This window comes from Streptomyces sp. JB150 (genome assembly GCF_011193355.1).
GTDB lineage: Bacteria > Actinomycetota > Actinomycetes > Streptomycetales > Streptomycetaceae > Streptomyces.
Genome location: NZ_CP049780.1, coordinates 4,909,879 through 4,936,868 on the forward strand (window position 1 = coordinate 4,909,879; position 26,990 = coordinate 4,936,868).

At 74.1% G+C, this 26,990-nt stretch carries 22 protein-coding genes; 14 read left to right on the forward strand and 8 right to left on the reverse strand.

Annotated features, from left to right (window positions below):
- The first annotated feature begins 13 nt into the window (after positions 1-13).
- The 4 genes from G7Z13_RS22875 to G7Z13_RS22890 all read left to right on the forward strand — a co-directional run bounded on the left by G7Z13_RS22875 (position 14) and on the right by G7Z13_RS22890 (position 4,413).
- On the forward strand, positions 14-2,989 hold the full coding sequence (locus G7Z13_RS22875; protein ID WP_240926321.1) for a BTAD domain-containing putative transcriptional regulator: 2,976 nt from the start codon (positions 14-16) through the stop codon (positions 2,987-2,989).
- Positions 2,990-3,024: 35 nt separating this feature from the next.
- A complete protein-coding gene (locus tag G7Z13_RS22880; RefSeq protein ID WP_166002108.1) occupies positions 3,025-3,198 on the forward strand; it encodes a hypothetical protein in 174 nt (57 codons plus the stop codon).
- Between the two features lie 290 nt (positions 3,199-3,488).
- Positions 3,489-3,668: a lysine biosynthesis protein LysW gene (locus tag G7Z13_RS22885; protein ID WP_166002109.1), complete on the forward strand. Its 180-nt coding sequence runs from the start codon at positions 3,489-3,491 to the stop codon at positions 3,666-3,668.
- 4 nt (positions 3,669-3,672) lie between these two features.
- Entirely contained in the window at positions 3,673-4,413 is a 741-nt protein-coding gene (locus G7Z13_RS22890; protein WP_166002110.1) for a 2OG-Fe dioxygenase family protein, read from the forward strand.
- Here the strand turns inward: G7Z13_RS22890 and G7Z13_RS22895 are convergent.
- Positions 4,400-5,845, reverse strand: coding sequence for a glycosyltransferase family 39 protein (locus G7Z13_RS22895; RefSeq protein WP_240926322.1), 1,446 nt, complete (start codon positions 5,843-5,845; stop codon positions 4,400-4,402). The two genes, G7Z13_RS22890 and G7Z13_RS22895, sit on opposite strands and share 14 nt — an antisense overlap.
- 108 nt (positions 5,846-5,953) lie before the next feature.
- Entirely contained in the window at positions 5,954-6,898 is a 945-nt protein-coding gene (locus tag G7Z13_RS22900; protein WP_166002111.1) for a LysR family transcriptional regulator, read from the reverse strand.
- 91 nt (positions 6,899-6,989) lie between these two features.
- Here G7Z13_RS22900 and G7Z13_RS22905 point away from each other — a divergent pair, with 91 nt between their 5' ends.
- Together G7Z13_RS22905 and G7Z13_RS22910 are read left to right on the forward strand one after the other, a co-directional pair.
- Positions 6,990-7,820: an oxidoreductase gene (locus G7Z13_RS22905; protein WP_166002112.1), complete on the forward strand. Its 831-nt coding sequence runs from the start codon at positions 6,990-6,992 to the stop codon at positions 7,818-7,820.
- A gap of 239 nt (positions 7,821-8,059) precedes the next feature.
- On the forward strand, positions 8,060-9,631 hold the full coding sequence (locus G7Z13_RS22910; RefSeq protein ID WP_166002113.1) for a S8 family peptidase: 1,572 nt from the start codon (positions 8,060-8,062) through the stop codon (positions 9,629-9,631).
- 7 nt (positions 9,632-9,638) lie between these two features.
- On the opposite strand, the gene G7Z13_RS22915 is transcribed toward G7Z13_RS22910, so the two are convergent.
- Positions 9,639-10,847, reverse strand: coding sequence for a serpin family protein (locus G7Z13_RS22915; protein ID WP_166002114.1), 1,209 nt, complete (start codon positions 10,845-10,847; stop codon positions 9,639-9,641).
- Positions 10,848-10,928: 81 nt separating this feature from the next.
- Here G7Z13_RS22915 and G7Z13_RS22920 point away from each other — a divergent pair, with 81 nt between their 5' ends.
- From G7Z13_RS22920 to G7Z13_RS22945, 6 genes are all read left to right on the forward strand, one after another.
- The gene (locus tag G7Z13_RS22920) at positions 10,929-12,161 is read left to right on the forward strand and encodes a DUF4190 domain-containing protein (RefSeq protein WP_206313129.1); all 1,233 of its coding nucleotides are present in this window, start codon (positions 10,929-10,931) and stop codon (positions 12,159-12,161) included.
- A gap of 147 nt (positions 12,162-12,308) precedes the next feature.
- Positions 12,309-13,061, forward strand: coding sequence for a GntR family transcriptional regulator (locus G7Z13_RS22925; protein ID WP_166002116.1), 753 nt, complete (start codon positions 12,309-12,311; stop codon positions 13,059-13,061).
- Positions 13,062-13,440: 379 nt separating this feature from the next.
- Complete coding sequence (locus G7Z13_RS22930) at positions 13,441-13,641, forward strand: SPOR domain-containing protein (RefSeq protein WP_166002117.1); 201 nt, start codon at positions 13,441-13,443, stop codon at positions 13,639-13,641.
- A 25-nt stretch (positions 13,642-13,666) separates the two neighbouring features.
- Positions 13,667-14,092 (forward strand): (deoxy)nucleoside triphosphate pyrophosphohydrolase, encoded by a 426-nt coding sequence (locus G7Z13_RS22935; RefSeq protein WP_166002118.1) that lies wholly within the window; start codon positions 13,667-13,669, stop codon positions 14,090-14,092.
- 133 nt (positions 14,093-14,225) lie between these two features.
- Positions 14,226-14,654, forward strand: coding sequence for an ATP-binding protein (locus G7Z13_RS22940; protein ID WP_166002119.1), 429 nt, complete (start codon positions 14,226-14,228; stop codon positions 14,652-14,654).
- Positions 14,655-14,936: 282 nt separating this feature from the next.
- Positions 14,937-17,612: a SpoIIE family protein phosphatase gene (locus tag G7Z13_RS22945; RefSeq protein WP_240926323.1), complete on the forward strand. Its 2,676-nt coding sequence runs from the start codon at positions 14,937-14,939 to the stop codon at positions 17,610-17,612.
- A 28-nt stretch (positions 17,613-17,640) separates the two neighbouring features.
- On the opposite strand, the gene G7Z13_RS22950 is transcribed toward G7Z13_RS22945, so the two are convergent.
- Positions 17,641-19,395 (reverse strand): hypothetical protein, encoded by a 1,755-nt coding sequence (locus G7Z13_RS22950; RefSeq protein WP_166002121.1) that lies wholly within the window; start codon positions 19,393-19,395, stop codon positions 17,641-17,643.
- Positions 19,396-19,536: 141 nt separating this feature from the next.
- Between G7Z13_RS22950 and G7Z13_RS22955 the strand changes: the two genes are divergently transcribed.
- Entirely contained in the window at positions 19,537-20,520 is a 984-nt protein-coding gene (locus G7Z13_RS22955) for a phosphotransferase (protein WP_240926324.1), read from the forward strand.
- Here the strand turns inward: G7Z13_RS22955 and G7Z13_RS22960 are convergent.
- From G7Z13_RS22960 to G7Z13_RS22975, 4 genes are read right to left on the reverse strand one after another with little or no spacing between them, the layout of a single operon-like run.
- Positions 20,495-21,271, reverse strand: coding sequence for a succinate dehydrogenase/fumarate reductase iron-sulfur subunit (locus G7Z13_RS22960; RefSeq protein WP_166002122.1), 777 nt, complete (start codon positions 21,269-21,271; stop codon positions 20,495-20,497). The two genes, G7Z13_RS22955 and G7Z13_RS22960, sit on opposite strands and share 26 nt — an antisense overlap.
- Entirely contained in the window at positions 21,268-23,145 is a 1,878-nt protein-coding gene (locus tag G7Z13_RS22965) for a fumarate reductase/succinate dehydrogenase flavoprotein subunit (RefSeq protein WP_166002123.1), read from the reverse strand. Before G7Z13_RS22965 ends, G7Z13_RS22960 begins: the two co-directional genes overlap by 4 nt.
- Positions 23,145-23,981: a hypothetical protein gene (locus G7Z13_RS22970; protein ID WP_166002124.1), complete on the reverse strand. Its 837-nt coding sequence runs from the start codon at positions 23,979-23,981 to the stop codon at positions 23,145-23,147. Before G7Z13_RS22970 ends, G7Z13_RS22965 begins: the two co-directional genes overlap by 1 nt.
- Positions 23,982-24,007: 26 nt before the next feature.
- On the reverse strand, positions 24,008-24,298 hold the full coding sequence (locus G7Z13_RS22975; protein ID WP_166002125.1) for a hypothetical protein: 291 nt from the start codon (positions 24,296-24,298) through the stop codon (positions 24,008-24,010).
- A 299-nt stretch (positions 24,299-24,597) separates the two neighbouring features.
- On the opposite strand from G7Z13_RS22975, the gene G7Z13_RS22980 reads away from it, so the two are divergent.
- On the forward strand, positions 24,598-26,784 hold the full coding sequence (locus G7Z13_RS22980) for an ABC transporter family substrate-binding protein (protein ID WP_166002126.1): 2,187 nt from the start codon (positions 24,598-24,600) through the stop codon (positions 26,782-26,784).
- Positions 26,785-26,990 lie beyond the last annotated feature (206 nt).

Genomic DNA, 26,990 nt, shown 5'->3' on the forward strand with positions numbered 1-26,990 from the left:
ACCGGAGTTCGCCGTGCTGGGTTCACTGGAAGTCCGCAGCGGCGGGGAGCCCGTGCCGGTCAGCGGGGCACTGCAACGGCGCGTGCTGGTGATGCTGCTGCTGGAGGCCGGGCGCGTCGTGCCCGTCTCCCGTCTGGTCGCCGCCGGCTGGAACGAGGAGCCACCGGACAGCGCCGAGCACCAGGTGCGCAAGGTGGTCGCCAAGCTGCGCGGCCGCATCCCGTGCGGCCCGGACGTCATCGTCACCGACGGGCCCGGCTACCGCGCCGTCGTCGACACCGGGCAACTCGACCTGCTGCGCCACCAGCACCTGCTCGGCCAGGCCAGAGCGGCGCTGGAGGCGGGGGAGCCGGAGCGGGCCGCCGCACGGTTCCGTGAGGCCCTGGCCCTGTGGCGGGGCCCGGTGCTGTCGGGGGACGGCGGCCGGGTGATCGACGCCGCCTCGGCCGCCCTGGAGGAGCAGCGGCTCACCGCGGCCGAGCAGCTCTACGACCTGTGCATCGCCGCGGGCGAGGCCGCCGGGATCACCGGCGAGCTGCGCGCCCTCGTCGAGGAACACCCGCTGCGCGAGACGCTGCGCAGCCGGCTCATGCTCGCCCTCTACCGCTCGGGCCAACAGGCCGCAGCCCTGGAGGAGTTCGCCCGCGCCCGCAGACACCTCGCCGACGAACTCGGCATAGACCCGGGGGTCGAGCTCACCGAGCTGCACGAACGCATCCTGCGCCAGGACCGCTCGCTCAGCCTGCCGGAACGCCCGCGCCCCCCGTCCCCCGCCCCGCCCGAGCCCGCGGACGCCCCGTACGCGCTCCCCTTCGACGTCCGCGACTTCTCGGGCCGCAGCACCGAACTGCGGTGGATCTGCGACGCGGCCGAACGGGCCATGGAGCGGGTGCCGACGGTCCTGGCCCTGGACGGGATGGGCGGCAGCGGCAAGACCGCGCTGGCCGTCCGCGCCGCCCACCAGCTCGCCGAGCGCTACCCGGACGGCAAGCTCTTCATCGACCTGCACGGCTTCACCCCGGGCAAGACACCGCTCAGCGCGTTCGACGCCCAGGGCGACCTGCTCGCCGCCGCCGGCGTGCCCAGCGACGAGATCCCCACCGTGCCGGCCGGCCGCGCCGCGCGATGGCAGTCGTACATCCGGGGACGCCGCATGCTGCTGCTCCTGGACAACGCCGCCGCGTCCGAGCAGGTGCGCGGGCTGATCCCCGCCTCCTCCGACAGTCTCGTGCTGATCACCAGCCGCCCCCGGCTGACCGGCCTCGACGGAGCCGAATGGCTCTCCGTGGGCGCCCTGTCGGAGTCCGACAGCCACCAGATCCTGCTCAGCACGCTGGGCAGCGAACGGGTCCGCGACGAGCCCGACGCGGCCCGCGAACTGCTCCAGCTGTGCGGGGGCCTGCCGCTGGCGGTCAGGATCGCCGCGGCCCGGCTGGCGAACCGCCCGCACTGGACCATCCGGCGGCTCGTCGAACGGCTGCGGGACCACAACCGGCGGCTGGACGAACTCACCAGCGAGGGCCGGGGGGTGGCAGGCGCCCTTCTGCTGTCGTACCAGTCCATGCCCGACGACCAGCGCACCGCGTTCCTGCTGCTGGGACACCACCCCGGACGCTACCTGGACACCGAGGAGGCCGCGGCGCTGCTGGACACCGACGCCCTGACGGCCGAGGGCGTCCTGGAGGAACTCGTCGACGTGCGGCTGCTGGAGGCCAGGGAGCCGGGGGTGTACGCCCTGCACGACCTGGTGCGCAGCTTCGTCCAGCGGGTCGCGCAGGACGAGCGGGCCCGGGAGGTCGGGCAGGCGGTGCGCCGGCTGCTCGATCACTACGTGCACATGGCGGAACACGCGGGCGACACGCTGTTCCCCGGCCGGCGCAGCGTCGGCGAGGGCGCCGAGGCGAGCGGCGCCCGCACCGAGTTCGACCACAAGGACCAGGCGCTGCAGTGGCTCGACCAGCACCGCGACGGCATGCTGGCGGCGGTGGACACCGCGTACGACGAGGGCCTGCTGTGGCACGCCGCGCGGCTGCCGCGCGAGCTGGGCTTCCACTCCAGCGTCCGCGCCTACGACGCCAGCGCGAACGAGGCCCTGGAGAAGGGCGTGAGCGCGGCGCGACAGCTCGGGGACCTGGCGCTCACCCGGCTGAACCTGACGAATCTCGCCATGGGCAAATGGCGCCTCGGGCAGCTGGGCGATGCCATCGCCCGGCTGGAGGAGGCCGTGGAACTGTCCCGGCGCATGGCCGACGAGCACAGCGAGGCCGCGTGCCAGGCCCGCCTGGGCCAGGCCTACAACAGCATGGGGGAGCTGGAACGCGCACTGGAGCTGAACCAGGAGGTCAGCCGGCGTGCCAAGGAGCTGGGGCTCACCCGGCTCGGCGGCTCCTCGCTCAGCATGCTGAGCCTGATCCAGGTGCGCCTGGGGCGCTTCGACGAGGCGGCGGAGTCGGCGGAGCGGGCGCTGGCCGTCTTCGACTCGATCCAGGAGATCCAGCTGTCCGTGGACGCGCTGAGCAATCTCTCGCAGGCGATGGAGGGACTGGGCCGCCTGGAGGAGGCGCTCGACCGGGCCGACGCGGCGCTGGAACGCTGCGAGCGGATCAGCATGCCCTCGGTGCTGCCGCTCGTCCTGGCCCGCAGGGCCGACGTGCTGACCCGCATGGGCGAGCTGAAGGAGGCGGCGCTCACCGCCGACCACGCGCTCACCAGGGCCGCCGGCCGCACCGACGACATCCACCGCGCCAGCGTGCACCTCACCGCGGGACGGGTCCGCTACGCGCAAGGGGAGCTGGAACTGGCGCGGGCCCAGCAGCTGCTGGCCCACGAGATCGCCTGCCGCATGGAGCTGCGCTACGACGAGGCGTGCGCGCTGTGGGACCTCGCCCGCACCGCCGAGACCCGGGGGCAGATCGAGCTGGCCCGCCGGCACCGCTCGGCCGCGGACGACCTGTTCTCTTCCATGAACGTGCCCGAGACCGCACGGTGAGCCGCCCTGACCGGCGCCCACGAAGGAGTCAGCTCATGCGTCGTATCGCCCTGTCCGCCGCCTCGGTCCTGGTCCTCGGCGCGCTGCCGGGCTGCTTCACCGTCGCCTACGCCGCCCGGGCGTCGGTGTCGGTCCAGCAGCACGTCCCGGCCGCCGAGGCGCCGGTCCGGATCGTCACCGACCCGCGCGACAACCACGGCAACGACTGAACCGCGGCGCGCGCCGTCGGCCTGCGGCGCCATGACCGGTCCGACGGTGCGAAGGCCCCTCCCAGCCTAGTCGGCGTGATTACCCGGCAGGTGATCCGGCCGGTGAGCCGCACGCGCGGGGTAGTTGCGACGCGGACGAACAACCCGGGTGGCCGGGCTAGTTTCTGACCCACGACGGTGCGTCAACCAGGTGGGTCACTCGAAGGGAATTCCGGTGCTCTCCTGAAGGGCATTCCCCGATGTCCTCCGTCAGAAAAGGCATGGCTGACCGACCGGAAGGAGAACATCACATGACCACGGCCATTGCACCCGCCTGCCCGAAGTGCGAGGAGTCGGTGGAGATCGGCGAAACGGTGCGGCTCAACGAGATCCTCGAGTGTGTGGGCTGCCGTATCGAGCTGGAGATCGTGGCGCTCGACCCCGTGGTGATCGCGCTCGCGCCCGAGGTCGAAGAGGACTGGGGAGAGTGACCCGATGATCACCGCAGAGCCGGCCGGTGACACCGCGCTCACCGCGCTCACCGCGACCGAAGACCTGGCCGATTCCGGCGCCCACCTCGTCCGGCACGACGCCTTCTCGGCGCTGACGGGCGTCTCGCCCGACGAGTGGGCCCGTTTCTCCGCGCACTGGGAGGCCCTTCGGCGCGACCCCTACATGGCCGACGGCGGCACCTACCGCTACCGCAGATACGGCCAGTTCGACCTCGACATGGACTCCGGCGACCTCGTTCGGCTTCCGCACGGCCCGTACCGCCAGGAAGCCGATGTCAACAAACTGCACGGCGGGGTGGACCGGTATTACGAGCCGCTCACCGAGGAGTTCGTGAGCGGACCCGTCCTGCGCGGCGTGCTGACGAACCTGGCCGCGATCTTCAGCGGAGTCGAGGGCACCAGGAAGTGGAACATCAAGGTGACTCCCGTCCGCACCGTCGCGACGAGGGACGAGGCCGGTGAGCCGACTCCGGAGGGCCGGCACAAGGACGGCGTCACCTTCATCACGTCGCTGCTGGTCGGCCGGCGCAACGTGACCGGCGGGGAGAGCTCCGTCTCCACGGAAGACGGCCGGCTCCTGCTCACCACGACCCTCTCCGAGCCCGGCGACATCCTGCTCGGCGACGACCGCCGCACCCTGCACGCGGTCACGGCGGTGCGTCCCGAGGACGACGAGGCGCCGGGGTACCGGGACGTGCTGATCATGGCGTTCACCGCGCTCTGATCCCCACCGGGCCGGGGACGGGCCGGCGCTCCAGGCGTTCGTACACGGTCAGTCTCCGGCCCCTGGTCTCCTCGTCGTACACCGGCCGGAAGTACGTGCTCAGCACGGACGACTTCACCCGTTCCCGCTCGGCCGTCACCGGTCTCGCCACCGCGGCGGCGTCCGTGACCAGCAGGACGCGGCGGTGGCCGAGCAGGGCGGCCCGTATCCGCTCCGGGCCGGCCTCGACCCCCTTCAGGGTGCCGGATTCCTCGGGGGTCCGGCGCAGCGCGACGTCGCGCAGGCCGCTGAAGGAGCCGGGGGAGACGGATTGGGTGTCGCGGCGGGCCGCCGGGAGGAACAGGACCGCGTCGCCGGGCTGCTTCACGCGGCGTACGTCCGCGGCTATGGCCATGACGTCGTCCACCCGGCTCTCCGGGGAGCGCTTCGCGAGGGACTGCGGCAGCAGGGCGATCGTCGCGAGGGCGAGCACCACAGGCAGGAGGCGGCGTGCCGCGGCCGGGTTCCGGCGGGTGAGGGCGCGGGCCGCCGTGTCCACGGCGGCACCGACGAGGAGGGCCAGGCCCAGCAGGCTGTACAGGATGTACCGGTCCACGAACAGCGGCTGGACCAGGGAGAGTCCGGCCAGGCCCAGGTGAGGGACCACCAGCAGCGGCAGCCCGACGGTCACCGGGGTCACGCGCGCCGTGCGCGGCCGGGCCACGAGGGCGCAGGCGCCCGCGATCGCCAGCAGGACCGCGGGTCCGACCAGCGTGTGCCAGGTCAGCGGCGGTATCCAGGACACCTGCCGGGACTGGGTCCGGCTGAAGAGGACCAGGGGCAGCACGCAGAGCGTCGCCGTCGCGGCGGCGGCCGTCCAGCGGATACGGACCCCGCGTCCGGCGCGGCTCAGCAGCAGCGTCGCCAGATGGGCGGGGACGATCAGCAGCGCGAGCCAGTTCAGCAGGCCCGCGAGGGCGAGAGCGCAGCCGTAGGCGAGCCAGTGCCGGGCGCGGACCGGCCGGCGCAGCGCCGTCACCAGCAGGAGGGTGCACACGCCCGCCCCGGCGGCCACCAGGGCGTACGGGCGGCCCTCCTGGAGGTGGAACTGGACCGCCGGGAGCAGTCCGAGCGCCAGTCCGGCCGCCGTGCCCGCCCGTGCGCCCGCCAGGCGCCGGCCGGTGACCGCCAGGCACCCCGCCGCCACGGCCATGGCCAGCACCGAGGGCAGCCGCAGCGTCGTCGTGCCCGCGCCGAAGCACGAGAACAGCAGGTGCATCAGCAGGTAGTAGCAGCCGTGCACCACGTCCACGTTCTCCAGCAGGTGGCAGATCTCGGCGGTGGACCGCCGGGCCACCTGCCAGGTCGCGGCCTCGTCCCGCCATACGCTGCCCTGCCGCGACAGCCCCCACAGGCCCAGGGCGAGGGTCCACAGCACCGGCAGCGGCCACACGGGAGCGCGCCGCCCCGGGGCGGCGGCGCCGGTCCGTGGCGCGACGGACGAACCGGATGATTCTCGGGAAGTACACAGGGGGGAAGAGGGGGAGTCGCCCGCACTCGTTCACCGGCCGGACGCGGCACCGCGAACTCCCCGGTGACGCGCTCCCGAGTCCCGCACCCGCCGGCACGCCTCCGCGTACCCCCGCACCAGCGCCCGCCCGCCGTCCGCGCGCCGCCAGGCCAGGGCGTAGCGGGTCGGGCCGATGCCGCGGACCGGGCGGGTGACGACCCCGCCGAGGGTGAGCAGCGGGGCGTTGCCCTCCGCCACCAGGCACACGCCGAGGCCGCCGACGAGTGCCTCGTACGTCTCCTCGGTGCCGGCGATCTCCGCGCCGACGCGCGGGGGACGGCCGCCCCGGGCGTCCAGGGCGAGCCAGTGGTCGCGCAGGACGCCGGCGCTCGGCGGCAGGGCGAGGAAGGGCTCGTCGAGCAGGTCGGCGAAGTCCACCTCGGGGCGGGCGGCGAGGGGATGCGTCTCGGGCAGGGCGACCAGGCGGGGTTCCTCGGCGACGACGGTCCAGGCGTAGCGGCCGGCTCCGGGCAGCGGCAGCCAGACGAAGGCGACGTCGGCGTCGCCGTTCGCGAGGCCCGCGGTCGGGTCCTCCCAGCTCACCTGGCGCAGGCGTACGGTGGCCTCGGGGTGCGCGGCGGAGAAGCGGGAGCGGATCGCGGGGAGCAGCCCGCCCCGGCCGGGGCTGGTGCTCATGCCGACCACGAGGGTGGTCCGCCGGGCGGCCCGGACCCGCGCGACCGCGCCGGCCCCCTCCTCCCAGGCCTGCAGTGCCCGCCGGGCGTGCGGCAGCAGTGCCTCGCCCGCCTCGGTGAGCGCCACGCTGTGCCGGTCGCGCCGGAACAGCTCCACGCCCAGCTCGCGCTCCAGGGAGCGGATCTGCTTGCTGAGGGCCGGCTGCGACACGTACAGCAGGTCGGCCGCGCGGGTGAAGTGCAGTTCCTCGGCGACGGTGACGAAGGCGCGAAGTCCCTTGCTGTGCACGTCCGTTGTCATGCCTCACGGTTATCACCGGAGATCTTGGACGGACAACATCGTTTCCCCGCAGGCTTGTTCGCGTCACAACAGTCGTAAGAGGAGCGGACACATGAGCAAGGTCTGGCTGGTCACGGGCGCGAGCAGCGGTTTCGGGCGGGCGATCGCCGAGGCGGCGCTGGCCGCCGGGGACGTGGTGGTGGGGGCCGCGCGGCGCACGGAGGCGCTGGACGATCTGGTGGCCGCGCATCCCGACCAGATGGAGGCGCTGCGCCTGGACGTCACCGACACGGCCGCCGCGGAAGGCGCCGTGCGGGACGTGGTGGCCCGGCACGGGCGGATCGACGTCCTGGTCAACAACGCGGGCCGCACGCACGTGGGTGCCGTGGAGGAGACCACCGACGAGGAGCTGCGGGCCCTGTTCGACCTGCACGTCTTCGGGCCCGCGGCGCTCGTCCGGGCGGTGCTGCCGCACATGCGGGAGCGGCGCTCGGGCGCGATCGTGCAGATGAGCAGCGTGGGCGGGCAGCTGTCGTTCGCCGGGTTCGGCGCGTACAGCGGGACGAAGTTCGCGCTGGAGGGCCTGTCGGAGGCGCTCGCCGACGAGGTGGCGGAGTTCGGCATCAAGGTGGTCATCGTGGAGCCGGGGGCCTTCCGCACCTCGCTGTTCGAGGGCAACCGGGCCGGCTTCAGCCCGGACAGCGGGGTGTACCCGAAGGTCACCCAGACCCGTGGGTTCGTGGCGAACGGCGACGGCAGCCAGGCCGGTGACCCGGCGAAGGCGGCGGCCCTGATCCGCGCCGCCCTGGAGGCCGAGCGGACTCCGCTGCACCTGCCGCTCGGCGACGACGCGGTCACCGCCGTCCTCGACCACCTGGACCGGGTGCGCGGCGAGGTGACGGCCTGGGAGAAGCGCACCCGGGACACCGGCTTCGACGCCTGACGAGGGAACGAGGGCTCCCGGCCCGCCTTCGCCGGAGGCGCGTTCCGCCTCCGGCGGAGGTGGCGGCGGCTCACGCGACATCTGAGGCGCCGCCGTTCCATCTGTGCAGAGCCCTTGTGCAATTCCTGTGGAGGCCTCAATCTTTCGGCTGACGCGACCGTGTGGCGACCGGGTTGACATGATCCTGCCATTCGGCGCGTGACCCCACCCACGCACCACCGATGAGGAGGACCCCTCAGATGGCAGTGATGCGTACTCCCCACGGCACCACCCGGCGAAGACTGGCCGCCCTCGCCCTCGCGAGCACCGCGGCCGTCGCCGCGGGCCTCGTCTCCGCGCCGCCCGCCGCCGCCGAAGGCCGCATCCAGTACGAGGACGCGGCGAACGCCGTCGCCGGCAGCTACATCGTGACCCTCAAGGCCGACCGGGCCCGCTCCGGCTCCGCCGAGGGCCGCGCCCTCGCGAAGAAGTACGGCGCGGTCATCGAGCGCACCTACACCAAGGCGCTCAACGGCTACGCGATCGAGGCCTCCGAGACCGAGGCGAAGCGGCTCGCCGCCGACCCGGCCGTCGCCTCCGTCGTGCAGAACCGCACCCTGAGCATCGACGCCACCCAGCCCAGCCCGCCCTCCTGGGGCCTGGACCGCGTCGACCAGCGCGCCCTGCCGCTGAACAACGCGTACACCTACCCCGACTCCGCCGGGCAGGGCGTGACCGCGTACGTCATCGACACCGGCGTCCGCATCAGCCACAGCGACTTCGGCGGCCGCGCCGCCAACGGCTACGACGCCATCGACAACGACAACGTCGCCCAGGACGGCCACGGCCACGGCACCCACGTCGCCGGCACCGTCGCGGGCAGCGCGTACGGCGTCGCCAAGAAGGCGCGGATCGTCGGCGTCCGGGTGCTGAACAACTCCGGCTCCGGCACCACCGCCCAGGTCGTCGCCGGCATCGACTGGGTCGCCCGGAACGCGGTCAAGCCGGCCGTCGCCAACATGTCCCTCGGCGGCGGCGCCGACACCGCGATCGACACCGCCGTACGCAACGCCATCGCCACCGGGGTCACCTTCGCCGTCGCGGCGGGCAACGAGAACACCAACGCCTCGACCCGCTCGCCCGCCCGCGTCACCGAGGCGATCACGGTCGGCGCCACGACCTCCTCCGACGCCCGCGCCAGCTACTCCAACTACGGCACGGTCCTCGACCTGTTCGCCCCGGGCTCGTCCATCACCTCCGCCTGGAACAGCGGCGACACCGCCACCAACACCATCTCCGGCACGTCCATGGCGACCCCGCACGTGGCCGGCGCGGCGGCCCTCTACCTGGCCGACAACCCCACGGCCACGCCCGCCCAGGTGTCCTCCGCGCTGACGACCGCCGCCACCCCGAACGTCGTCACCAACCCGGGCACCGGATCGCCCAACCGGCTGCTGTACGTCGGCGGCGGCACCACCACCCCGCCCGGACCGCGGTTCGAGAACACCGCTGACCACGCGATCAACGACAACGCCACCGTCGAGTCCCCGATCACCGTCTCCGGCATCTCCGGCAACGCGCCCGCGACCCTCGCCGTCGAGGTGAACATCGTCCACACCTACATCGGCGACCTCCAGGTCCAGCTGATCGCGCCCGACGGCACGGCGTACACGCTGAAGGGCTACGGCACCGGCGGCAGCTCGGACAACATCGCCACCACCTACTCGGTCAACGCCTCCGCGGAGCCCGCCAACGGCACCTGGAAGCTGCGGGTGAGCGACAACGCCAACCTGGACACCGGGCGGATCGACGCCTGGGCCCTGCAGTTCTGACGTTACGTCAGCCCTCGCTCCAGTGAATGTCCTCGTCCTCGCGGAAGGGCTCCGGGTCCGTGACCCAGCCCGCCGCGAGGACGAGCCGCGTGTGGCGGTGCACGGCGAGGAAGCCGAACGGGCGGTCGTAGGCGGCCTCCACGGTGGTGACGAGCCAGCGCAGCCGGGGGAATCCCGCGCCGGGCAGACCGATCGCCGTCACCGCCGCCGCCTCGAAGCCCAGGGCCGCGAACCTCGCCATCGCGGTCTGCCGGGCGGAGCCGACGGCGAGCGGGAAGGCGCTGACGCCGGGGAAGTGCCCGGCCCGGTCCTCCCGCGCCGTGGTGAGGCCGAACAGCGCGTGCCGCTCCAGCAGATCGTGGCCGCCGGTGAGGCCGTACGCCGCCGTCGTCACGTCCAGCACCGGCGGCCGCGGCCGGGCGGACCGCTCGCGCACGACCCGCAGGCCCGGACCCGCCTCGCCGTACGGCAGTCGCGGTCCGGGCACGACGGAACACCGGCCGGCGAGGACGTCCACGCCCCCGGCCAGCACCTGACCCGGTGTCATGTGCTCCTCGCCGAGCAGCAGATGCACGTCCAGCGCGTTGCCGCCCAGCACCTTCAGCTCGGTGACGAAGCCGTGCGCGGTGTCCGCGACGCCGATCCGGTCCAGCACCTCGCCGCGGCGCCACAGCCCGAGCAGTGTCCGCCCGGCCCACGGTCCGCCCTCCGGGCACAGGGGCTGTTCGCGGAACGGCCGCAGCCACCGCGTGCGCATCGCCAGCGCACCGGCCAGCACCAGTTCGGTCCGGTCCGTCACCTGCACCGGCATGCCCGTGATCAGCCCGCCGGTCCGCCCGGCCGCCCAGGCGTCGAGGGCGGCCCGGTCGGCGCCGGCGTCCCCGGTCAGCACCCCGTGCGCCCCGGCGGGCAGCCCGGCGCGCCACGCCTCCCGCAGCTCCAGGGTGCGCTTGGTCCACAGCCCCACGGCCGCGTCCAGGCCGCGCAGGCCCGCGAGCCAGGGCAGCAACTCCCGTGCCGCCGCTCCCGCCCGGTCCGCGGGCAGCCCCACCGCGTCGGCGAGTTCGCCGCGGGCCGCGCCCCCGGCGCCGTCCGCGAGGAGGGCGAGCAGCGGCCACACCGCGGGCGCGGAGAGCACGGTGCCGTCCTCGACCGTGCGGGCCCAGCGCGCCGTCAACCCGTTGACCGCCCGGATCGTCGCCCTCGTGACCCCCATGTCGCCCCCGCCCGTCCCGTGCTTACGATGCGCCACGTCGCACGTCAGTTCCTCGTGATCGAAGTCAGGAGCACGGTACTCGTGTCCACACCCCCGCCCCCAGGGCCGGAGCAGCCCCAGGGCCCCCAGGGCCAGTACCCGGCTCCCCCTCCGCAGGACCCCCACGCCCAGGCCCCGCACCCGCGGGATCCCTATGCCCAGAGCCCGTACCCGCAGGGCGCGTATCCGCCCGGCGCCTACCCGCCCGCGCCGTACGGCGCCTGGAACCCCTACCCCCACCCGCCGCGGCCCGCGCACAACGGGGTCGCCATCGCCGCCCTCGTGCTGGGCGTGCTGTGCTTCCTGCCGGCCGTCGGGCTGGTGCTGGGGCTGGTGGCGCTGCGGCAGATCAAGAAGCGGGGCGAGCGCGGCAGGGGCATGGCGATCGCCGGCGTGGCGCTGTCGACCCTCGGACTGGTCCTGTGGGCGCTGGCGATCCCCACCGGGGTCGCCTCCGAGGTCTGGGAGGGCTTCAAGGAGGGCGCGGCCGAGGAGACCCTGTCGGTGAAGAAGGGCCAGTGCTTCGACTCGCCCGGCGGCTCGCTGGAGGGCGAGACGTACGACCTCGACATCGTGGACTGCGACGGCGAGCACGACGGCGAGGCCTTCGCCACGGTCACCGTGCCGGACGGCTCCTACCCCGGCGACGACCGCCTCACGGGCATCGCCGAGGACAAGTGCTACGCGCTCCAGGGCGACTACGCCATGGACGTCTGGGCCGTGCCCGACCACGTCGACGTGTACTATCTCACCCCGACCCGGCAGAGCTGGCGGCTCGGCGACCGCGAGATCACCTGCGTCTTCGGCAACACCGACGGCAAGGGCACCCTGACCGGCTCGCTGCGCAACGACGCGACCACCCTCGACGCGGACCAGCTGGCCTACCTGGAGTCGGTGCGCGACCTCGACGCGGTCCTGGACCGCGAGCCCGAGGCCTACGCCGAGGACGACCTGGACGCCAACACCGCGTGGGCCGCCGAGGTCCGCGACGCGGTCGCCGCCCAGTCCGAGGCGCTGCGCGCGCACACCTGGACCGGCGACGCCGAACAGCCCGTCGCCGCCCTGGTCGAGGAGCTGCGGACGGCCCGCGGGCACTGGGCGAAGGCCGCGACGGCGGGCGGCCCGGACGCCTTCTACGAGCACTACGACGCCGGGTACGCGTTCTACGACGGCGCGCGGACCATCGACGTGCGCGAGGCGCTGGGCCTGGACACCAGCCCGCCGGAGTACGACTACGACGGCGGCGAGGACAGCGGCGGCGACCTCGATGTGTGAAGACGGCCATAGCGGGGAGAAAGTGCCTGCGTAAAGCCCCTCCCCGGCCTATGTCATCACATCGAGTGATTCTCTGGCCTTTGCTTGCCCGCCACAACCTACGGTTGCCACGCTGTTGCTGTCTGTACAACCTGATGGGAGCGGCCAGTGACATTCGGTGAGCAGCCGGCGTACCTGCGTGTCGCGGGTGATCTCCGCAAGAAGATCGTCGACGGACTGCTGCCGCCGCACACCCGCCTCCCGTCCCAGGCCCGCATCCGCGAGGAGTACGGCGTCTCGGACACGGTGGCGCTGGAGGCGCGCAAGGTGCTGATGGCCGAGGGCCTGGTCGAGGGCCGCTCCGGGTCCGGCACGTACGTGCGCGAGCGGCCGGTGCCCCGCCGGATCGCCCGCTCCGGGTTCCGGCCCGCCGACACCGCCACCCCGTTCCGCCAGGAACAGGCCGACGCCTCGGTGCGCGGCACCTGGGAGTCCAGCAGCGAGCAGACCGAGGCGAGCGGCGTGATCGCGGAACGGCTGGCGATCAAGCCCGGCGACCGCGTGATGCGCACCCGGTACGTCTACCGGGAGGCCGGCGAGCCCATGATGCTCTCCACCTCCTGGGAGCCCCTCGCCGTCACCGGTCGCACCCCCGTGATGCTGCCCGAGGAGGGCCCGCTGGGCGGCATGGGGGTCGTCGAGCGCATGGCCGCGATCGACGTCGTCGTCGACAACGTCACCGAGGAGGTCGGCGCCCGCCCCGGCCTCGCTGAGGAACTCCTCACCCTCGGCGGCGTCCCCGGCCATGTCGTCCTCGTCGTCCAGCGCACCTTCTACGCCTCCGGCCGCCCCGTGGAGACCGCCGACGTGGTCATCCCGGCGGACCGCTACCGGGTGGCGTACCACCTGCCGGTCAGGTAGCGCCTTTCCCGCCTCTTCCCGCGTCGCGCGCGCCGCCCCCAGGAATCACGTGGGCCGCAGGAGCGCGCAGCCGTCCGACGGCGTGCGCCCCGGCGACGGCCGCCGGGAGCCGGCCCTCGCCCGGGCTCGACGCGCGCGCCGGTGGGAATCCGGTCGTTCTCGCAGGTAGCCCGCGAGAGGCGGACACGCCGCTGACCGTACCCGCCGGTTCACGCCGACGGCGCGTTCGCCGCCGCGCGCCCCCTCGCCGCTGGCTTGTTGCGTACCTGTTGGTGAAAAGCCGTATTCGCTGAGTGAAGGTTAGGCGTAGGCTCGGGCATATGCGGATTGCGGTTTCCTCAGCGGGCGGGGCGCGCGGGGCGGGAAGCGGAGGGGCGCGATGAACGACGGTACGGTCACTCTTCCCTGGCTCGTCATACGCCAGGACGACAACGGCAATCGCTACAGCGTCGGCCGGTACGCGACCCGCGCCGAGGCCCAGAAGATCGCGGACAGCCTCGACCGCCGCGGACACCAGCAGCTCTACTGGGTCCAGCGGGTCGACCAGAACGGCCGGGGTGGGGACGGCGCGTTCGACTGACCGGCCCCTGGATAGGCTCCGGTGCATGACCCGACGGACCGTGGTGGTCGCGGCCGCCCTGCTCGACGACGGCCGCCTCCTCGCCGCGCGCCGCAGCGCGCCCCCTCAGCTGGCCGGCCGCTGGGAGCTGCCCGGCGGCAAGGTGGAACCCGGCGAGCGCCCGGACGCCGCCCTCGTCCGCGAACTGCGCGAGGAACTGGGCGTCGAGACGGAGGCCGTCGCGCGCGTGCCGGGGGAGTGGCCGCTGCGCGAGCCGTACGTCCTGCACGTGTGGACCGCGCGCCTGCGCCCCGGATCCGCCGCCCCCGAACCCCTCCAGGACCATGACGCGCTGCGCTGGCTGGCCCCGGCGGAGATCTGGGACGTGGACTGGCTGGAGCAGGACGTCCCCGCGGTGCGCGAGGTCGCCGCCCGCCTCGGCGGCGACGGCGCGGCGACCGTACGCCGATGACCCGGCTGCGCCCCCTGCTCTCCCGTGCGCTGTTTCTCCCCGGTACGCCGTTCGTGCCACAGTGCGCCCTTGCGCACGGTACTGCCCCCAGATATCGGGTATGTGCCCATTAACCCCATGAAAACGGACATGGGTGGGCTTGTTCGCCTGGGATGTGATCGGCGTGTTCGACATCGAAGACGACTGCGCCGAGTGGACCTTCCCCGCCGACCCGGGAGCCGTGCGCACCGCCCGCTCCGCCGTCCGCGGCCAGCTGCACGGCTGGGGCCTGGACAGCCTCGGTGACCTGGCGGTCCTGCTGGTCAGCGAACTCGTCACCAACGCCCTGCGGCACGCCTCCGGCCCCATCGGCGTACGGCTGCTGCGCCCCGAAGGCCTGCCCGCCGTGCTCCTCGTGGAGGTCTCCGACCCGCTGCCGGAGCTGCCCCGCGAGCGCGACGCCCGGCCCGAGGACGAGAGCGGGCGCGGACTGCAGCTGGTCGCCCGCTCCTCACGCCGCTGGGGCAGCCGCCCCGGCGACCGGGGCAAGACGGTCTGGTTCGAACTCGCGGTGCCCTCGTGAGGGCGTACCGTGGCGGGCCGATGATCGGGTGAACGGCCGCACCGGTCCCGTACAACTGTCCAAACATGCGGATCAGGCCACCAGCCGGTGCCCCGCGGTGTGATTCGCGGACGGGTCCCCTGGTTAGAAGACTGGAAGTGTTCTCGCAGCGGGGTCCGAAAAGCACCTGGACCGTGCTGTGATCGTGAACACCGTGTTGCGCGGCGCCGTAGTGCTGGATACTGCGGGCAGCCGCCCCCGGTGACCGGTACCGGACGCGGTGAGCTGGAGGGGACGGTTCGCGTGAGCGAGATACCAGCGAAGGCCACGGAGTCCGAGGACCCGTCGGACGGCGCGAGGCTGCGGGCCGGGGGTGCCGCCATCACGGGCACCGCGGGAACCGCGGGCCCCGCGGGCGGATCCTCACCGGCGCCGCCCGCCGACGCGCTCTGGCAGAGCAGCCCGCCCGGCTCGATCTACGACTACATCAAGGTCGCCTCCTTCTCCATCGGCCCCGACGGGCTGGTGGACCAGTGGAGCCTGCGCGCGGAGCAGCTGTTCGGCATCCCCGCCCAGCGGGCCGTCGGCATGGACCCCATCGAGGCGTTCGTCGACCCCGACCTGCGCGAGCGCGGCCAGCGCAAGATGGCCGAGATCCTGGACGGGCGGGAGTGGACCGGCGTGGTCCCCTTCCGCACCCCGGACCCGGAGGGCGGGCGCGGCACGGACGGACTCGCCGAGGTCTATGTGATGCCGACCCGGACCGAGGACGGCGAGCGGGCCGCGGTCTGCATCGTCGTCGACGTCCGCGTGCTGCGCAGCATCGAGACGGATCTCGCCGCCTCGCAGGCGATTTTCGGTCAATCTCCTTTCGGGTTCCTGCTCATCGACACCGATCTGCGGGTGCGCCGCGCCAACCAGCGGTTCGCCTCCATCTTCGGCGGCACCCCCGACGACCACCGCGGCCGCGGCGTCCACGACTACCTGCCGCGCGCCGAGGCCGAGCGGGTCTCCGCGACCCTGCGCCGGGTCCTGGAGACCGGCGACTCCATCACCGACATGCACGTCACCGGGTTCGTGCCCGGCTCCGACGAGCGGCGGCACTGGTCGGTCAACCTCTACCGGGTGCACAGCGGCACCGGCCGCCCCATCGGCATCGCCTGGCTGGGAACCGACATCACCGCCCGCCGCGCCGCCGCCCGCGAGGCCGCCAACGCGCGGCGCAATCTCGCCCTCCTCAACGAGGCCGGCGCCCGCATCGGGAACTCCCTCGACCTGGAGACCACCGCCCGCGAACTCCTCGACGTCGTCGTCCCCGGCTTCTGCGACCTGGCCACCGTCGACCTCTACCAGGGCCTCCTCGTCGGCGACGAGACCCCGCCCGGCCTGCCCGACGGCAGCGCCGAACTGCGCCGCGTCGCCTTCGCCAGCGCCGTCTCCGACGCGCCCTTCGCCGGCACCGGCAAGCCCGTCAAGGTCGGCGCGGTCCACCACTACCCGTTCAACTCCCCGTGCGCGGACGCCCTGCGCACCGCCCGCCCCCGGCTCGTCCCCCCGGACGAGGGCGGACTCGTCCAGTCCACCCTCGCGGTGCCGATGGTCGCCCACGACACCGTCGTCGGACTCGCCCAGTTCTCCCGCACGAAGGGCAGCGAGCCGTTCGGCGACCGGGACCGCGACCTGGCCGTGGAACTGGCCGCCCGCGCCGCCGTCTGCATCGACAACGCCCGCCTCTACCGGCGCGAGCACGAACGCGCGCTGATACTGCAGCGGTCCCTGCTGCCGCCCGGCGACCCCGTCGCCGCCGGACTCGACATCGCCTGCCGCTATCTGCCCGGCAACGCCTCCACCGGACGCCCCAGCGAGGTCGGCGGCGACTGGTTCGACGTCATCGAACTGCCCGGCCACCGCACCGCGCTGGTCGTCGGCGACGTCATGGGACGCGGCCTGCGCGCCGCCGTCGCCATGGGCGAACTGCGCACGGCCGTACGGACGCTGGCCCAGCTCGACCTGGAACCGGCCGAGGTGCTCTCCCAGCTGGACGAGATCGCGCGCGGCCTCGGCACCCCCGGCGGGCCCGCCCAGGCCTTCGGCGCCGGGCCCGGCATCCAGCAGGCCACCCGCGCCGCGCGCCGCCCCCGCGAGGCCGACCTGTCGGAGGTGTATCTGGCCACCTGTGTGTACGCGGTCTACGACAGCGTCACCCGGCGCTGCACCTTCGCCAACGCGGGCCACCTGCCGCCCGTGCTGGTGGAGCCCGGCGAGCCCGCGCTGATGCTCGACGTGCCGCCGGGCATGCCGCTCGGCGTGGGCGGGGAGCCGTTCGAGGAGGTGGAGATCGAACTCCCCGAGGGCGCGCTGCTGGCCCTCTACACCGACGGCCTCGTGGAGTCCCGCGACCACCCGCTCGACGAGGGCCTCCAGGCGTTCGTCGGAGCCCTGACGGACCCGAACCGCCCCCTGGAGGACGTCTGCGACCACGTCCTCAACACCCTCGACACCCACCACGGCGAGGACGACCTCGCCCTGCTCATGGCCCGCGTCCAGGGCCTGCCCGCCGAGTCCGTCGGCGACTGGACGCTGCCGCGCGAGCCGCGCAGCGTGGGCCGGGCCCGCGAGTACGCCCGCGGCCAGCTGCTGTCCTGGGACCTGGAGCCCCTGGTGGACACCGCCGAACTCCTGGTCAGCGAGCTGGTCACCAACGCCCTGCGCTACGGCGAGGGCGAGATCAGACTGCGCCTCCTGCTGGACCGCACCCTGGTCTGCGAGGTCTGGGACTCCGGCCTCGTCCAGCCGCGCCGCCGCCGGGCCCGCGACACCGACGAGGGCGGGCGCGGCCTGCAACTCGTCGGCCTGCTCTCCGCCGCCTGGGGCTCCCGCCGCACCCACCGCGGCAAGACGGTCTGGTTCGAACTGGCCCTCCCGGACGGCGAGAACGGCGTGGCGGACCCGGCGGAGGCCCTGCTGAGCCTGTTCTAGACCGGCCGCCGCACCCCGCCGGCGGCGATCACGGCACCCGCGGCGTCCGCCGGGCCCGGGTGCGGGGGCCGCCGAAGCTCGGCGCCGGGGCGCCGGCCGGGGCGGGACCGAGCAGGACGCCGCCGAGGAGCGCTCCGGAGACGCCGGTGCCCGGAGCGGCGTCGGGGTGACCGCGGGCGCGGACGTCGCGTTCGGCGAGCTGCCGCGCCCGGCGGGCCAGCGCCTCGGCGGCCAGGGGGTCCGTCTGCTCCGCGTCCCGCGCCGCCGTGAGCACGGTGCGGGCCTCGGCGCCGACCGCGCCGCGATGCGTGGCGACGTAGTCCGCCGCGGCGGCCACGGCACCGCGGGCGACCAGCGCCGCGGCGGCCGGCAGCACCGCCGCCCGCCCGGCGGCGACCGGCGCGGTCACCCGCGCGATCCGCAGCAGCAGGTCCAGCGGGTCGCACGGCCCCGAGGTCAGCTCCTCCCGCACGGCGGACAGCACCGCGTCGGCGTGCAGAATCCGCGCCCGCGACTCCCCAACGGGCACGTCCACCGCCCCGCCCCGCTCACGCCCCACGTCGGCTTCCGCCCCGGCGCGTTCGCGCCCCAGGTGGGCTTCCGCCCCGGCGCGTTCGCGCCCCAGGCGGGCTTCCGCCCCGGCGCGTTCGCGCCCCAGGCGGGCTTCCGTCCCTGCCCGTTCGCGCCCCACCCCGGCTTCCGCCCCGCCCCGCGCGCGCCCCACCGCGGCTCCCGCCTCGGCCCGCTCCCGCGCCCCCGCCAGTTCCGCCTCCGCCCCGGTCAGGGCCGCCGGGACCAGTTCGGCGGCACGGGTGAGCAGGTCGGCCTGCCGGCCGATGGCGGCCACCAGGATCCCGGCCTGGGCCACGGCGCCCTCGGCGGCGCGCAGATGGGCGACGGCCCGGTCCCGCTCACCGCGGTCGGCGCACTGGCGGGCCTGGTTGAGCCGGGTGGTCGCGAACACCAGCCGGTCCTTGGCCTGTTCGGCGTACCCGACGACCGGTGCCCGCGCGGCGGGCGGATACCGCGGGGCGAGATCCGCGAACGCCGCCTCCGCCGCCCCGGTCCGCCCCGCCAGCTCCCGGAAGCGGCCCTCCGCCACCTCCAGCGCCCCGCCGAACCCCTCCGCCTCCTCCAGAGCCCGCAGCCGGTCGAACCCGGCGGCCGCCTCGTCGAGCAGCCGGCCGGCCTCCGCGCAGCGGCCCACGATCCCGGCGAGCGCCTGACGCCGGGCCGCCTCTTCCGCCGGCACGCCCTCGTCGTAGCGGCGCCGCATCCGCAGCGCCTCCGTCAGCTCGGCCCGCGCGGCGGCCACCGCGCGGGCGTACGGCGCCAGGGCGCCGGCGTCCGCGCGGGCGGCGGCGAAGTCCAGTTCCTCGGAGCTGACCCGCACGCAGTCGTCGGCCACCACCAGCGCCGCCCGCGCCCGCTCGTCCAGGTCGGTGAGCGCGCCGCCGGGTGCGGGGCCCGGACGCGGGCCGCCCGGCGTGGTGCGGGTCCGCAGGCGGCGGGCGCGCCGTACACGGCCGTACGCGCCGAGCGCCAGCGCCGTGCCCAGCGCCAGCAGCGGCAGCACCAGATCGGCGGTGGCCGTCTCCTCGGTCCGCGCCGGCTGCGCCGCCGCGCTCGGCGCCGGCCCGGCCGGCGTGGCCCGGTCCGTCGTCGTCCCCGGCAGCACCAGCCACAGCACCGCGACCACCGCGCCCAGCACGGCGTGCGCCACCCGGGCCGGCAGGTGGGAGGCCGCTCGCCGGGGCCGGCCACGGAGGGAGGAGGGCGTCACCTTTCGGAGCGTATGAGCGGGATTGCCCCGCCGCGAGCGGGAGTGCGCCCCCCGGCGCGGAAAATGCCTCCCGGCCCGGCGCCCCGGCTGCGAGAATCCGCGCCTCACCCCCGCACGCCGCACGCCCGGGAGGCGCAGTCCGTGACCCGTACGCTCCTGACCCGCGACGACCTCGCCCCCCTGGCCCGCGCCGCCCTCGGCCGCCCGCTCGCCGCGGTCACCCGGCTGCGCGGCGGCAGCCGCAAGGGCGTCTACCGCCTCACCCGCGACGACGGCTGCACCGCCATCGCCTACGTCTGGTCGGCGGACGAGGACTACTGGGACGCCGGGCCCGCCGACCCCCGCGACCCCCTGTCACCCGGCACGGGACTCGGCCTCCTCACGGCCGCGCACGACCGGCTGGCCGCCGCCGGGGTGCGCACCCCGCGCCTGCTGTACGCCGACGCCGCGCGCACCCACCTCCCGGCCGACGCCGCGGTCGTCGAGGACCTGCCGGGCGGCAGCCTGGAGGCGGCGCTGACCCGGGACCCGGCGGCGGGGCGCGCCGCCCTGGAGCGGCTGGCCGCCGAGCTGGCGCGGCTGCGCGCGCACCAGGGCCCGGCCCCCGGCAAGGTCGCCGTGGTCGACGGCGGCGGCACCTCGTCGGCCGCCTCCTGCGAGCGGCGGGTCACCGAGGCCGCCCTGCGCTCCCTCGCCGAGGCCGCCGCCCGCGACGGGCGGATCGCCGCCGTGCACGGTGACCTCGCCGGCCTGCTGCGGGACCTGGCAGCGGCGGTCCGGCCACGCGCCCGGCACACCCTCGTGCACGGCGAGCTCGGCCCCGACCACGTCCTGCTGGACGCCCAGGGGCACCCGGCCCTGATCGACATCGAGGGCCTGATGTACTTCGACGCCGAGTGGGAGCACGTCTTCCTGCGGATCCGCTTCGGCTCCCACTACGACGTCCTGCGCGCCCCCGGCCTCGACGAGGACCGGCTGCGCCTGTACCGCCTGGCGACGCACCTGTCCCTGGTGGCCGGGCCGCTGCGCCTCCTCGACGGCGACTTCCCGCACCCCGAGGCCATGCGGTCCATCGCGGAACACCACCTCCGGCAGACGCTCAGTCTGCTGAGGAGCGCCGCCTGATCTTCGAGCCCAGCCAGACCAGCGGGTCGTACTTGCGGTCCACGGCCCGCTCCTTCAGCGGGATCAGCGCGTTGTCGGTGATCTTGATGCCCTCGGGGCAGACCTCCGTGCAGCACTTGGTGATGTTGCAGTAGCCCAGGCCGTGCTCGTCCTGGGCGGTCGTCCTGCGGTCGAGGCCGCTCTCGGCCGCCGCGTCCAGCGGGTGCATGTCGAGTTCCGCGATCCGCATCAGGAAGCGCGGCCCCGCGAACGCGGTTTTGTTCTCCTCGTGGTCGCGCACCACATGGCAGGTGTCCTGGCACAGGAAGCACTCGATGCACTTGCGGAACTCCTGCGGGCGGTCCACGTCCTCCTGCATCATCCGGTACTCGCCCGGCGCCACCCCGGCGGGCGGCACGAACGCCGGGACCTCCCGCGCCTTGGCGTAGTTGAAGCCGACGTCCGTCACCAGGTCCCGCACGACCGGGAAGGCCCGCAGCGGGGTCACGGTGACCGTCTCGTCGCGGCCGAACACCGACATCCGGGTCATGCACATCAGCCGCGGCCGCCCGTTGATCTCCGCCGAGCACGAACCGCACTTGCCCGCCTTGCAGTTCCAGCGCACGGCCAGGTCGGGCACCTGGGTCGCCTGGAGGCGGTGGATGATGTCGAGGACCACCTCGCCCTCGTTCACCTCCACCCGGAAGTCCTCCAGGCCGCCGCCGTCCGCGTCGCCCCGCCACACCCTGAAGCGCGCCTCGTAGCCGCTCATGTGACCAGCTCCTCTTCGGCGAGGTACTTGACCAGCTCCTCCTTCTCGAACAGGGCGAGCAGGTCGGGACGGATGGGATCGGTGGTCTCGCGGGTGAGGACGATCCGGTCCCCGGCGCCGAGCGCGCACAGCAGGTTCACCCGCCGCCACGCCCGGTCCATCGACGGGAAGTCCTCCCGGGTGTGGCCGCCGCGCGACTCGGTGCGCTCCAGCGCCGCGCGGGCCACGCACTCGCTGACCAGCAGCATGTTCCGCAGGTCGAGGGCCAGGTGCCAGCCCGGGTTGAACTGGCGGTGCCCCTCCACCCCCGCGTGCGCCGCCCGCGCGCGCAGCGCGGCGAGCCGCTCCAGGGCCTGCGCCATCTCCGCCTCCCGGCGGATGATGCCGACCAGGTCGTTCATGGTCTGCTGCAGCTCCTGGTGCAGGCTGTACGGGTTCTCGCCGCCGACCGAGAACGGCCGCAGCGCCTCCTCGGCCGCCGCGTCCACCTGGGCGGTGTCCACGGCCGGGCGCCGGCCGGCCAGTCCGTGCGCGTACCGGGCGGCGTGCAGGCCCGCCCGCCGCCCGAACACCAGCAGGTCGGACAGCGAGTTTCCGCCGAGCCGGTTGGAGCCGTGCATCCCGCCGGCCACCTCACCGGCGGCGTACAGGCCCGGCACCCCGCGCGCCGCCGCCGTGTCCGACTCGACGGCGATGCCGCCCATCACGTAGTGGCAGGTCGGCCCGACCTCCATGGGCTCCGCGGTGATGTCGACGTCGGCCAGCTCCTTGAACTGGTGGTACATCGACGGCAGCCGCCGCTTGATCACCTCGGCGGGCATGCGGGTCGACACGTCCAGGAACACCCCGCCGTGCGGGGAGCCGCGGCCCTCCTTCACCTCCGTGTTGATCGCCCGGGCGACCTCGTCACGGGGGAGCAGTTCGGGCGGGCGCCGGTGGTGGTCCGGGTCGTCGTACCAGCGGTCGGCCTCGTCCTCGGTCTCGGCGTACTTCTCCCTGAAGACGTCCGGGATGTAGTCGAACATGAACCGCTTGCCGTCGGAGTTCCTGAGCACCCCGCCGTCGCCGCGCACCGACTCGGTGACCAGGATGCCCTTCACCGACGGCGGCCAGACCATGCCCGTCGGATGGAACTGCACGAACTCCATGTTCAGCAGCGGAGCCCCGGCCAGCAGTGCCAGCGCGTGCCCGTCGCCGGTGTACTCCCAGGAGTTCGACGTCACCTTGAAGGACTTGCCGATGCCGCCCGTGGCGATCACCACGGCGGGCGCCTCCAGGACGAGGAAGCGGCCGCTCTCGCGCTCGTAGGCGAAGACCCCGGACACCCGCTCGCCGTCCTTCAGCACCCGCGTGACCGTGCACTCCTGGAAGACCTTCAGCCGGGACTCGTAGGCCCCGGTCTCGCGGTGGTCCTCCTGCTGGAGCGCGACGATCTTCTGCTGGAGGGTGCGGATCAGCTCCAGGCCGGTGCGGTCGCCGACGTGGGCGAGGCGCGGGTACTCGTGGCCGCCGAAGTTGCGCTGCGAGATCCGGCCGTCCTTCGTACGGTCGAACAGCGCGCCCCAGGTCTCCAGCTCCCACACCCGGTCCGGCGCCTCCTGGGCGTGCAGCTCGGCCATCCGCCACTGGTTGAGGAACTTGCCGCCGCGCATCGTGTCGCGGAAGTGGACCTGCCAGCTGTCGTTCTCGTTGGCGTTGGCCATCGCGGCCGCGATGCCGCCCTCGGCCATCACCGTGTGCGCCTTGCCGAACAGCGACTTGCAGATCACCGCCGTACGGGCGCCGCGCTCACGGGCCTCGATGGCGGCGCGCAGCCCCGCCCCGCCGGCCCCGACCACGACGACGTCCCACTCCTGCCGCTCCACCACGGACATCAGAAGAACCTCGGATCCTCGAAGACACCGGACGCGACCAGATAGACGTAGAAGTCGGCGAGCGCCACGCTCGCCAGCGACGTCCAGGCGAGCAGCATGTGCCGGGCGTTGAGCTTCCCCGCCCACTGCCACATGCGGTAGCGCACGGGGTGCCGGGAGAAGTGCTTGAGCTTGCCGCCGACGATGTGCCGGCAGGAGTGGCAGGAGAGGGTGTACGCCCAGATCAGCACGATGTTGACGACGAACACCAGGGTGCCGAGGCCCATGTGGCCCCACGCGTAGCGCTCGTCGCGGAAGGCGAGCACGGTGTCGTAGGTGAGGATCCCGGCGACGGGGAGCGCCGCGTAGAAGAAGTAGCGGTGGACGTTCTGCAGGATCAGCGGGAAGCGGGTCTCACCGGTGTACCTCTTGTGCGGTTCGGCGACCGCGCAGGCCGGCGGGGACGCCCAGAAGCCCCGGTAGTAGGCCTTGCGGTAGTAGTAGCAGGTCAGGCGGAAGCCCAGCGGGAAGATCAGGATGAGGATCGCGGGGGAGATCCCCCACCAGCCGCCGACGATCTCCCAGTTGGGGCCCGCCCTCATCGGCTCGCAGTTCTCCGCGAGGCACGGCGAGTAGAACGGCGAGACGTAGGGCGCCGCGTAGTAGTCGGCGTTGGCGAAGGCCCGCCAGGTCGAGTAGACGACGAAGGCGAGCAGTCCGGCGGCGGTGGCGGCCGGGGCCAGCCACCAGCGGTCGGTGCGCAGGTGCGGGGCGGCGATCGCGGCACGGCCGGCGGCGCGTACGCCGCCGGCGGCCGGACCCCGCCGCGTTGTCGGAGGTTCCGTACCAGTGGCCAAGGCGTGACTCCGGTCGGCTCGGTGGCTCAGGGGGCGCGACGGTCACGGGCGCCGAGACCCTCGTCGTCCGAGTCGCTCCACAGGGTGACGTCGTACGGGTCGTCGGAGATCGTGACCACCTCCGGGTGCCGGGCGGCAGCGGACCCGGTGGCCGTCTCGCGCAGCAGCGCGACGCTCTCGCGCAGGTGCTCGCAGTCGGCGCGGACCCGGCGGATGTCGACTCCGCCGCTGCCCATCCGCTGTTCCAGGCGGCTCACCGACCGGCTCAGATCGTCGAGGCACCGCTGGAGGGATGCCAGTTCATCGTGCACGGACATGACGTGACCTCACTTCCGTCGGCCGGCTGGCCGTGGGCGGCAACGGTCATGCGCCTGCGAGTGTCGCGCGTCACACCTGCCGGTGGGAAGGGGACGCGCACCGATTGGCCGAGGCGTGCGGGTGCGTCCCGTGGTGCGCTGCGCCGGACGGGTGACCTTCCGGTCGGTCACCGCCGTGTCGCCGTCCGTTGCCGAACCCTTTCCTCTTCAGTGGCCGCATACATAGCCATACATGTGATCAGCTTCCATATACCGCCAAAAGTGAGCGTAACGCCCGCGGCCCCCGGAGGTAACACGAGATGTCCCACGACGGCGTCGTCAGCACACGCGCGGTCATGCGCTCGGTCGCCTTCCTCACCGCGGGCGTGCTCACCGTGCCGGTGCTCGCCGGGTGCAGCTCGAAGGACCCGGCCGGCAAGCCGCTGGCCGCCCAGGACATCGCCCCCGCCGCGCGCGCCCAGGTCGTCGACGGCGGCACCCTGCGCTGGGCGGTGGACGCCGTGCCGGAGACCCTGAACACCTTCCAGGCGGACGCCGACGCGGCCACCACCCGGATCGCCCAGGCCGTGCTGCCGTCGATGTACCGGCTGGACGCCGACGGCCGGCCCCGGCTCGACTCCGACTTCCTGGAGTCGGCCGAGGTCGTCGAGACCGAGCCCCGGCAGGTCGTCCTCTACCGGCTCAACCAGCAGGCCGTCTGGAGCGACGGCCGCGAGATCGGCGCCGCCGACTTCGCCGCCCAGTGGCGCGCCCTGTCCGGCAAGGACAGCGCGTACTGGACCGCGCGCAACGCCGGCTACGACCGCATCGAGCGGATCGAGCGCGGCGCGAACGACCTGGAGGTGCGGGTCACCTTCAACCGCCCCTACGCGGACTGGCGCTCGCTGTTCTCGCCGCTGTACCCGAAGGAGGTCATGGGCACCCCGGACGCCTTCAACGACGGCGCCCGCAGGAAGCTGAAGATCACCGCCGGGCCGTTCACCGTCAAGAAGGTCGACCGCACGGACGACGAGGTCGTCCTCACCCGCAATCCCCGCTGGTGGGGCGACCCGACCAAGCTCTCCGAGATCGTGCTGACCGCCGTCGACCGCGAGGAGCGGGCCGCCGCGCTGGCCGCCGGGAAGGTCGACCTGGCCGAGATCGACCCGGCCGCCGCCCGCCGGATCACCGCCGCCGCGGGCCCGCCGGCCCCGTCCGCCGCGCCGGACGGCGGGACGCCCGCCTCCCCGGGCGAGGGGTCCGCCGCCTCCCCCGACCGGGGTGGCGACGACGGGAAGGCCCGCGCCGGGGAGCGGCGACGCACGGGCACGCCGTCCCGCCGCCAGCGCGAGCTGGCCGCCTTCGAGGTCCGCAAGTCCCTGGAGCCGGTCTACACCCAGCTCGCCCTCAACGGCTCCGCCGGCCCGCTCGCCGACGAACGGGTCCGCCGCGCCGTCGCCCGCGCCCTCGACCGCGAGGAGCTGGCCGCGGCCGTCCTGAAGCCGCTGGGCCTGCCCGCCGTCCCCGTCGGCAGCCACCTCGCCCTGGCCGGCCAGGCCGCCTACGCCGACAACAGCGGCGCCCTCGGCGACCAGGACACCGCCGAAGCGCAGGCGCTGCTCGCGGACGCCGGGTGGGTGCGCGGCGGGCCGCTGGACGAGACCGAGAAGGGCGAGAAGGCGGCCGGCGCCCGTGGCGAGAAGGCCCCGCGAGAGGCGTCGCGCGGTGACGGGAAGGACGGCCCGAAAAGCCACGAGGACGACGGCGTGTACATCGTCGGCCAGGACGGCAAGGCCCGCGCCGCCGAGCAGGACCACGGCGGGCAGGACGGCGCCCGCAACCTCGCCCAGGACGGCACCCAGCAGCTGAGGCAGGGCGGCGCCCCCGGCGCGTACGCCCCCGAGGGAACCGCCGCACCGGCGGGCGCCAGGACCGGGGTGCTGGCGAAGGACGGCAAGCCGCTCGCGCTCCGCTTCGTCCTGCCGTCAGGGCCCGGCTCGGAGAGCCTGCGCACGGTCGCGGAACGCATCAGCCGCATGCTGGAGCGGGTCGGCATCCGCACCGAGCTGACCAAGGTCAGCGACGAGAGCTACTTCAAGGACCACATCGCCTCCGGCGCGTACGACCTCGCCCTCTACTCCTGGCCCGCCTCCGCCTTCCCCGCCACCGACGCCCGCCCGATCTACGCCAAGCCGGTCCCGGCCGCCGACGGCTCCCTCTCGGTCGAGCAGAACTGGACCCGGGTCGGCACCGACCAGGTGGACCAGCTCTTCGACGAGGCCATCGGCACCCTGGACGAGTCCCGGGCCCGCTCGCTGATCCGCAAGGCCGACGCCCGCATCTGGGCCGCGGCCGGCTCCATCCCCCTCTACCAGCGCCCCCAGCTGGTCGCGGCACGCAGGAACCTGGCCAACGCGGGCGCGTTCGGCTTCCAGACCCCGGTCTTCCAGGACATCGGCTTCCTGAAGAAGGCCGTCAGGCCGGCCCCGAGCCCGTCGCGCGGCTGACCCGGACCGGGTCCGACGGCCCGCCCCCGGACGATCCGGAGAGCACCCCGGACAGGGCTCCGAGGGCGCCCGTGGCGGGGCCCGGCGGCCGGGCCCGGCGGGGCTCGGGCGGTCGGAACCGGCGGGGACACGTAACATGGGGTGAGGCCGTGGCATGTCAAGCCCGGCAGGGCGCGCGTAACGCAGGTCTACGCGCAGCCGTCCGC

Excerpts from the sequence above, each read along its gene's own strand:
- G7Z13_RS22880 (WP_166002108.1), top strand. The coding sequence starts at position 3,025 with ATGCGTCGTATCGCCCTGTCCGCCGCCTCGGTCCTGGTCCTCGGCGCG.
- G7Z13_RS22885 (WP_166002109.1), top strand. The coding sequence starts at position 3,489 with ATGACCACGGCCATTGCACCCGCCTGCCCGAAGTGCGAGGAGTCGGTG.
- G7Z13_RS22890 (WP_166002110.1), top strand. The coding sequence starts at position 3,673 with ATGATCACCGCAGAGCCGGCCGGTGACACCGCGCTCACCGCGCTCACC.
- G7Z13_RS22900 (WP_166002111.1), bottom strand. The coding sequence starts at position 6,898 with ATGACAACGGACGTGCACAGCAAGGGACTTCGCGCCTTCGTCACCGTC.
- G7Z13_RS22905 (WP_166002112.1), top strand. The coding sequence starts at position 6,990 with ATGAGCAAGGTCTGGCTGGTCACGGGCGCGAGCAGCGGTTTCGGGCGG.
- G7Z13_RS22910 (WP_166002113.1), top strand. The coding sequence starts at position 8,060 with ATGGCAGTGATGCGTACTCCCCACGGCACCACCCGGCGAAGACTGGCC.
- G7Z13_RS22915 (WP_166002114.1), bottom strand. The coding sequence starts at position 10,847 with ATGGGGGTCACGAGGGCGACGATCCGGGCGGTCAACGGGTTGACGGCG.
- G7Z13_RS22930 (WP_166002117.1), top strand. The coding sequence starts at position 13,441 with ATGAACGACGGTACGGTCACTCTTCCCTGGCTCGTCATACGCCAGGAC.
- G7Z13_RS22935 (WP_166002118.1), top strand. The coding sequence starts at position 13,667 with ATGACCCGACGGACCGTGGTGGTCGCGGCCGCCCTGCTCGACGACGGC.
- G7Z13_RS22960 (WP_166002122.1), bottom strand. The coding sequence starts at position 21,271 with ATGAGCGGCTACGAGGCGCGCTTCAGGGTGTGGCGGGGCGACGCGGAC.
- G7Z13_RS22965 (WP_166002123.1), bottom strand. The coding sequence starts at position 23,145 with ATGTCCGTGGTGGAGCGGCAGGAGTGGGACGTCGTCGTGGTCGGGGCC.
- G7Z13_RS22975 (WP_166002125.1), bottom strand. The coding sequence starts at position 24,298 with ATGTCCGTGCACGATGAACTGGCATCCCTCCAGCGGTGCCTCGACGAT.
- G7Z13_RS22980 (WP_166002126.1), top strand. The coding sequence starts at position 24,598 with ATGTCCCACGACGGCGTCGTCAGCACACGCGCGGTCATGCGCTCGGTC.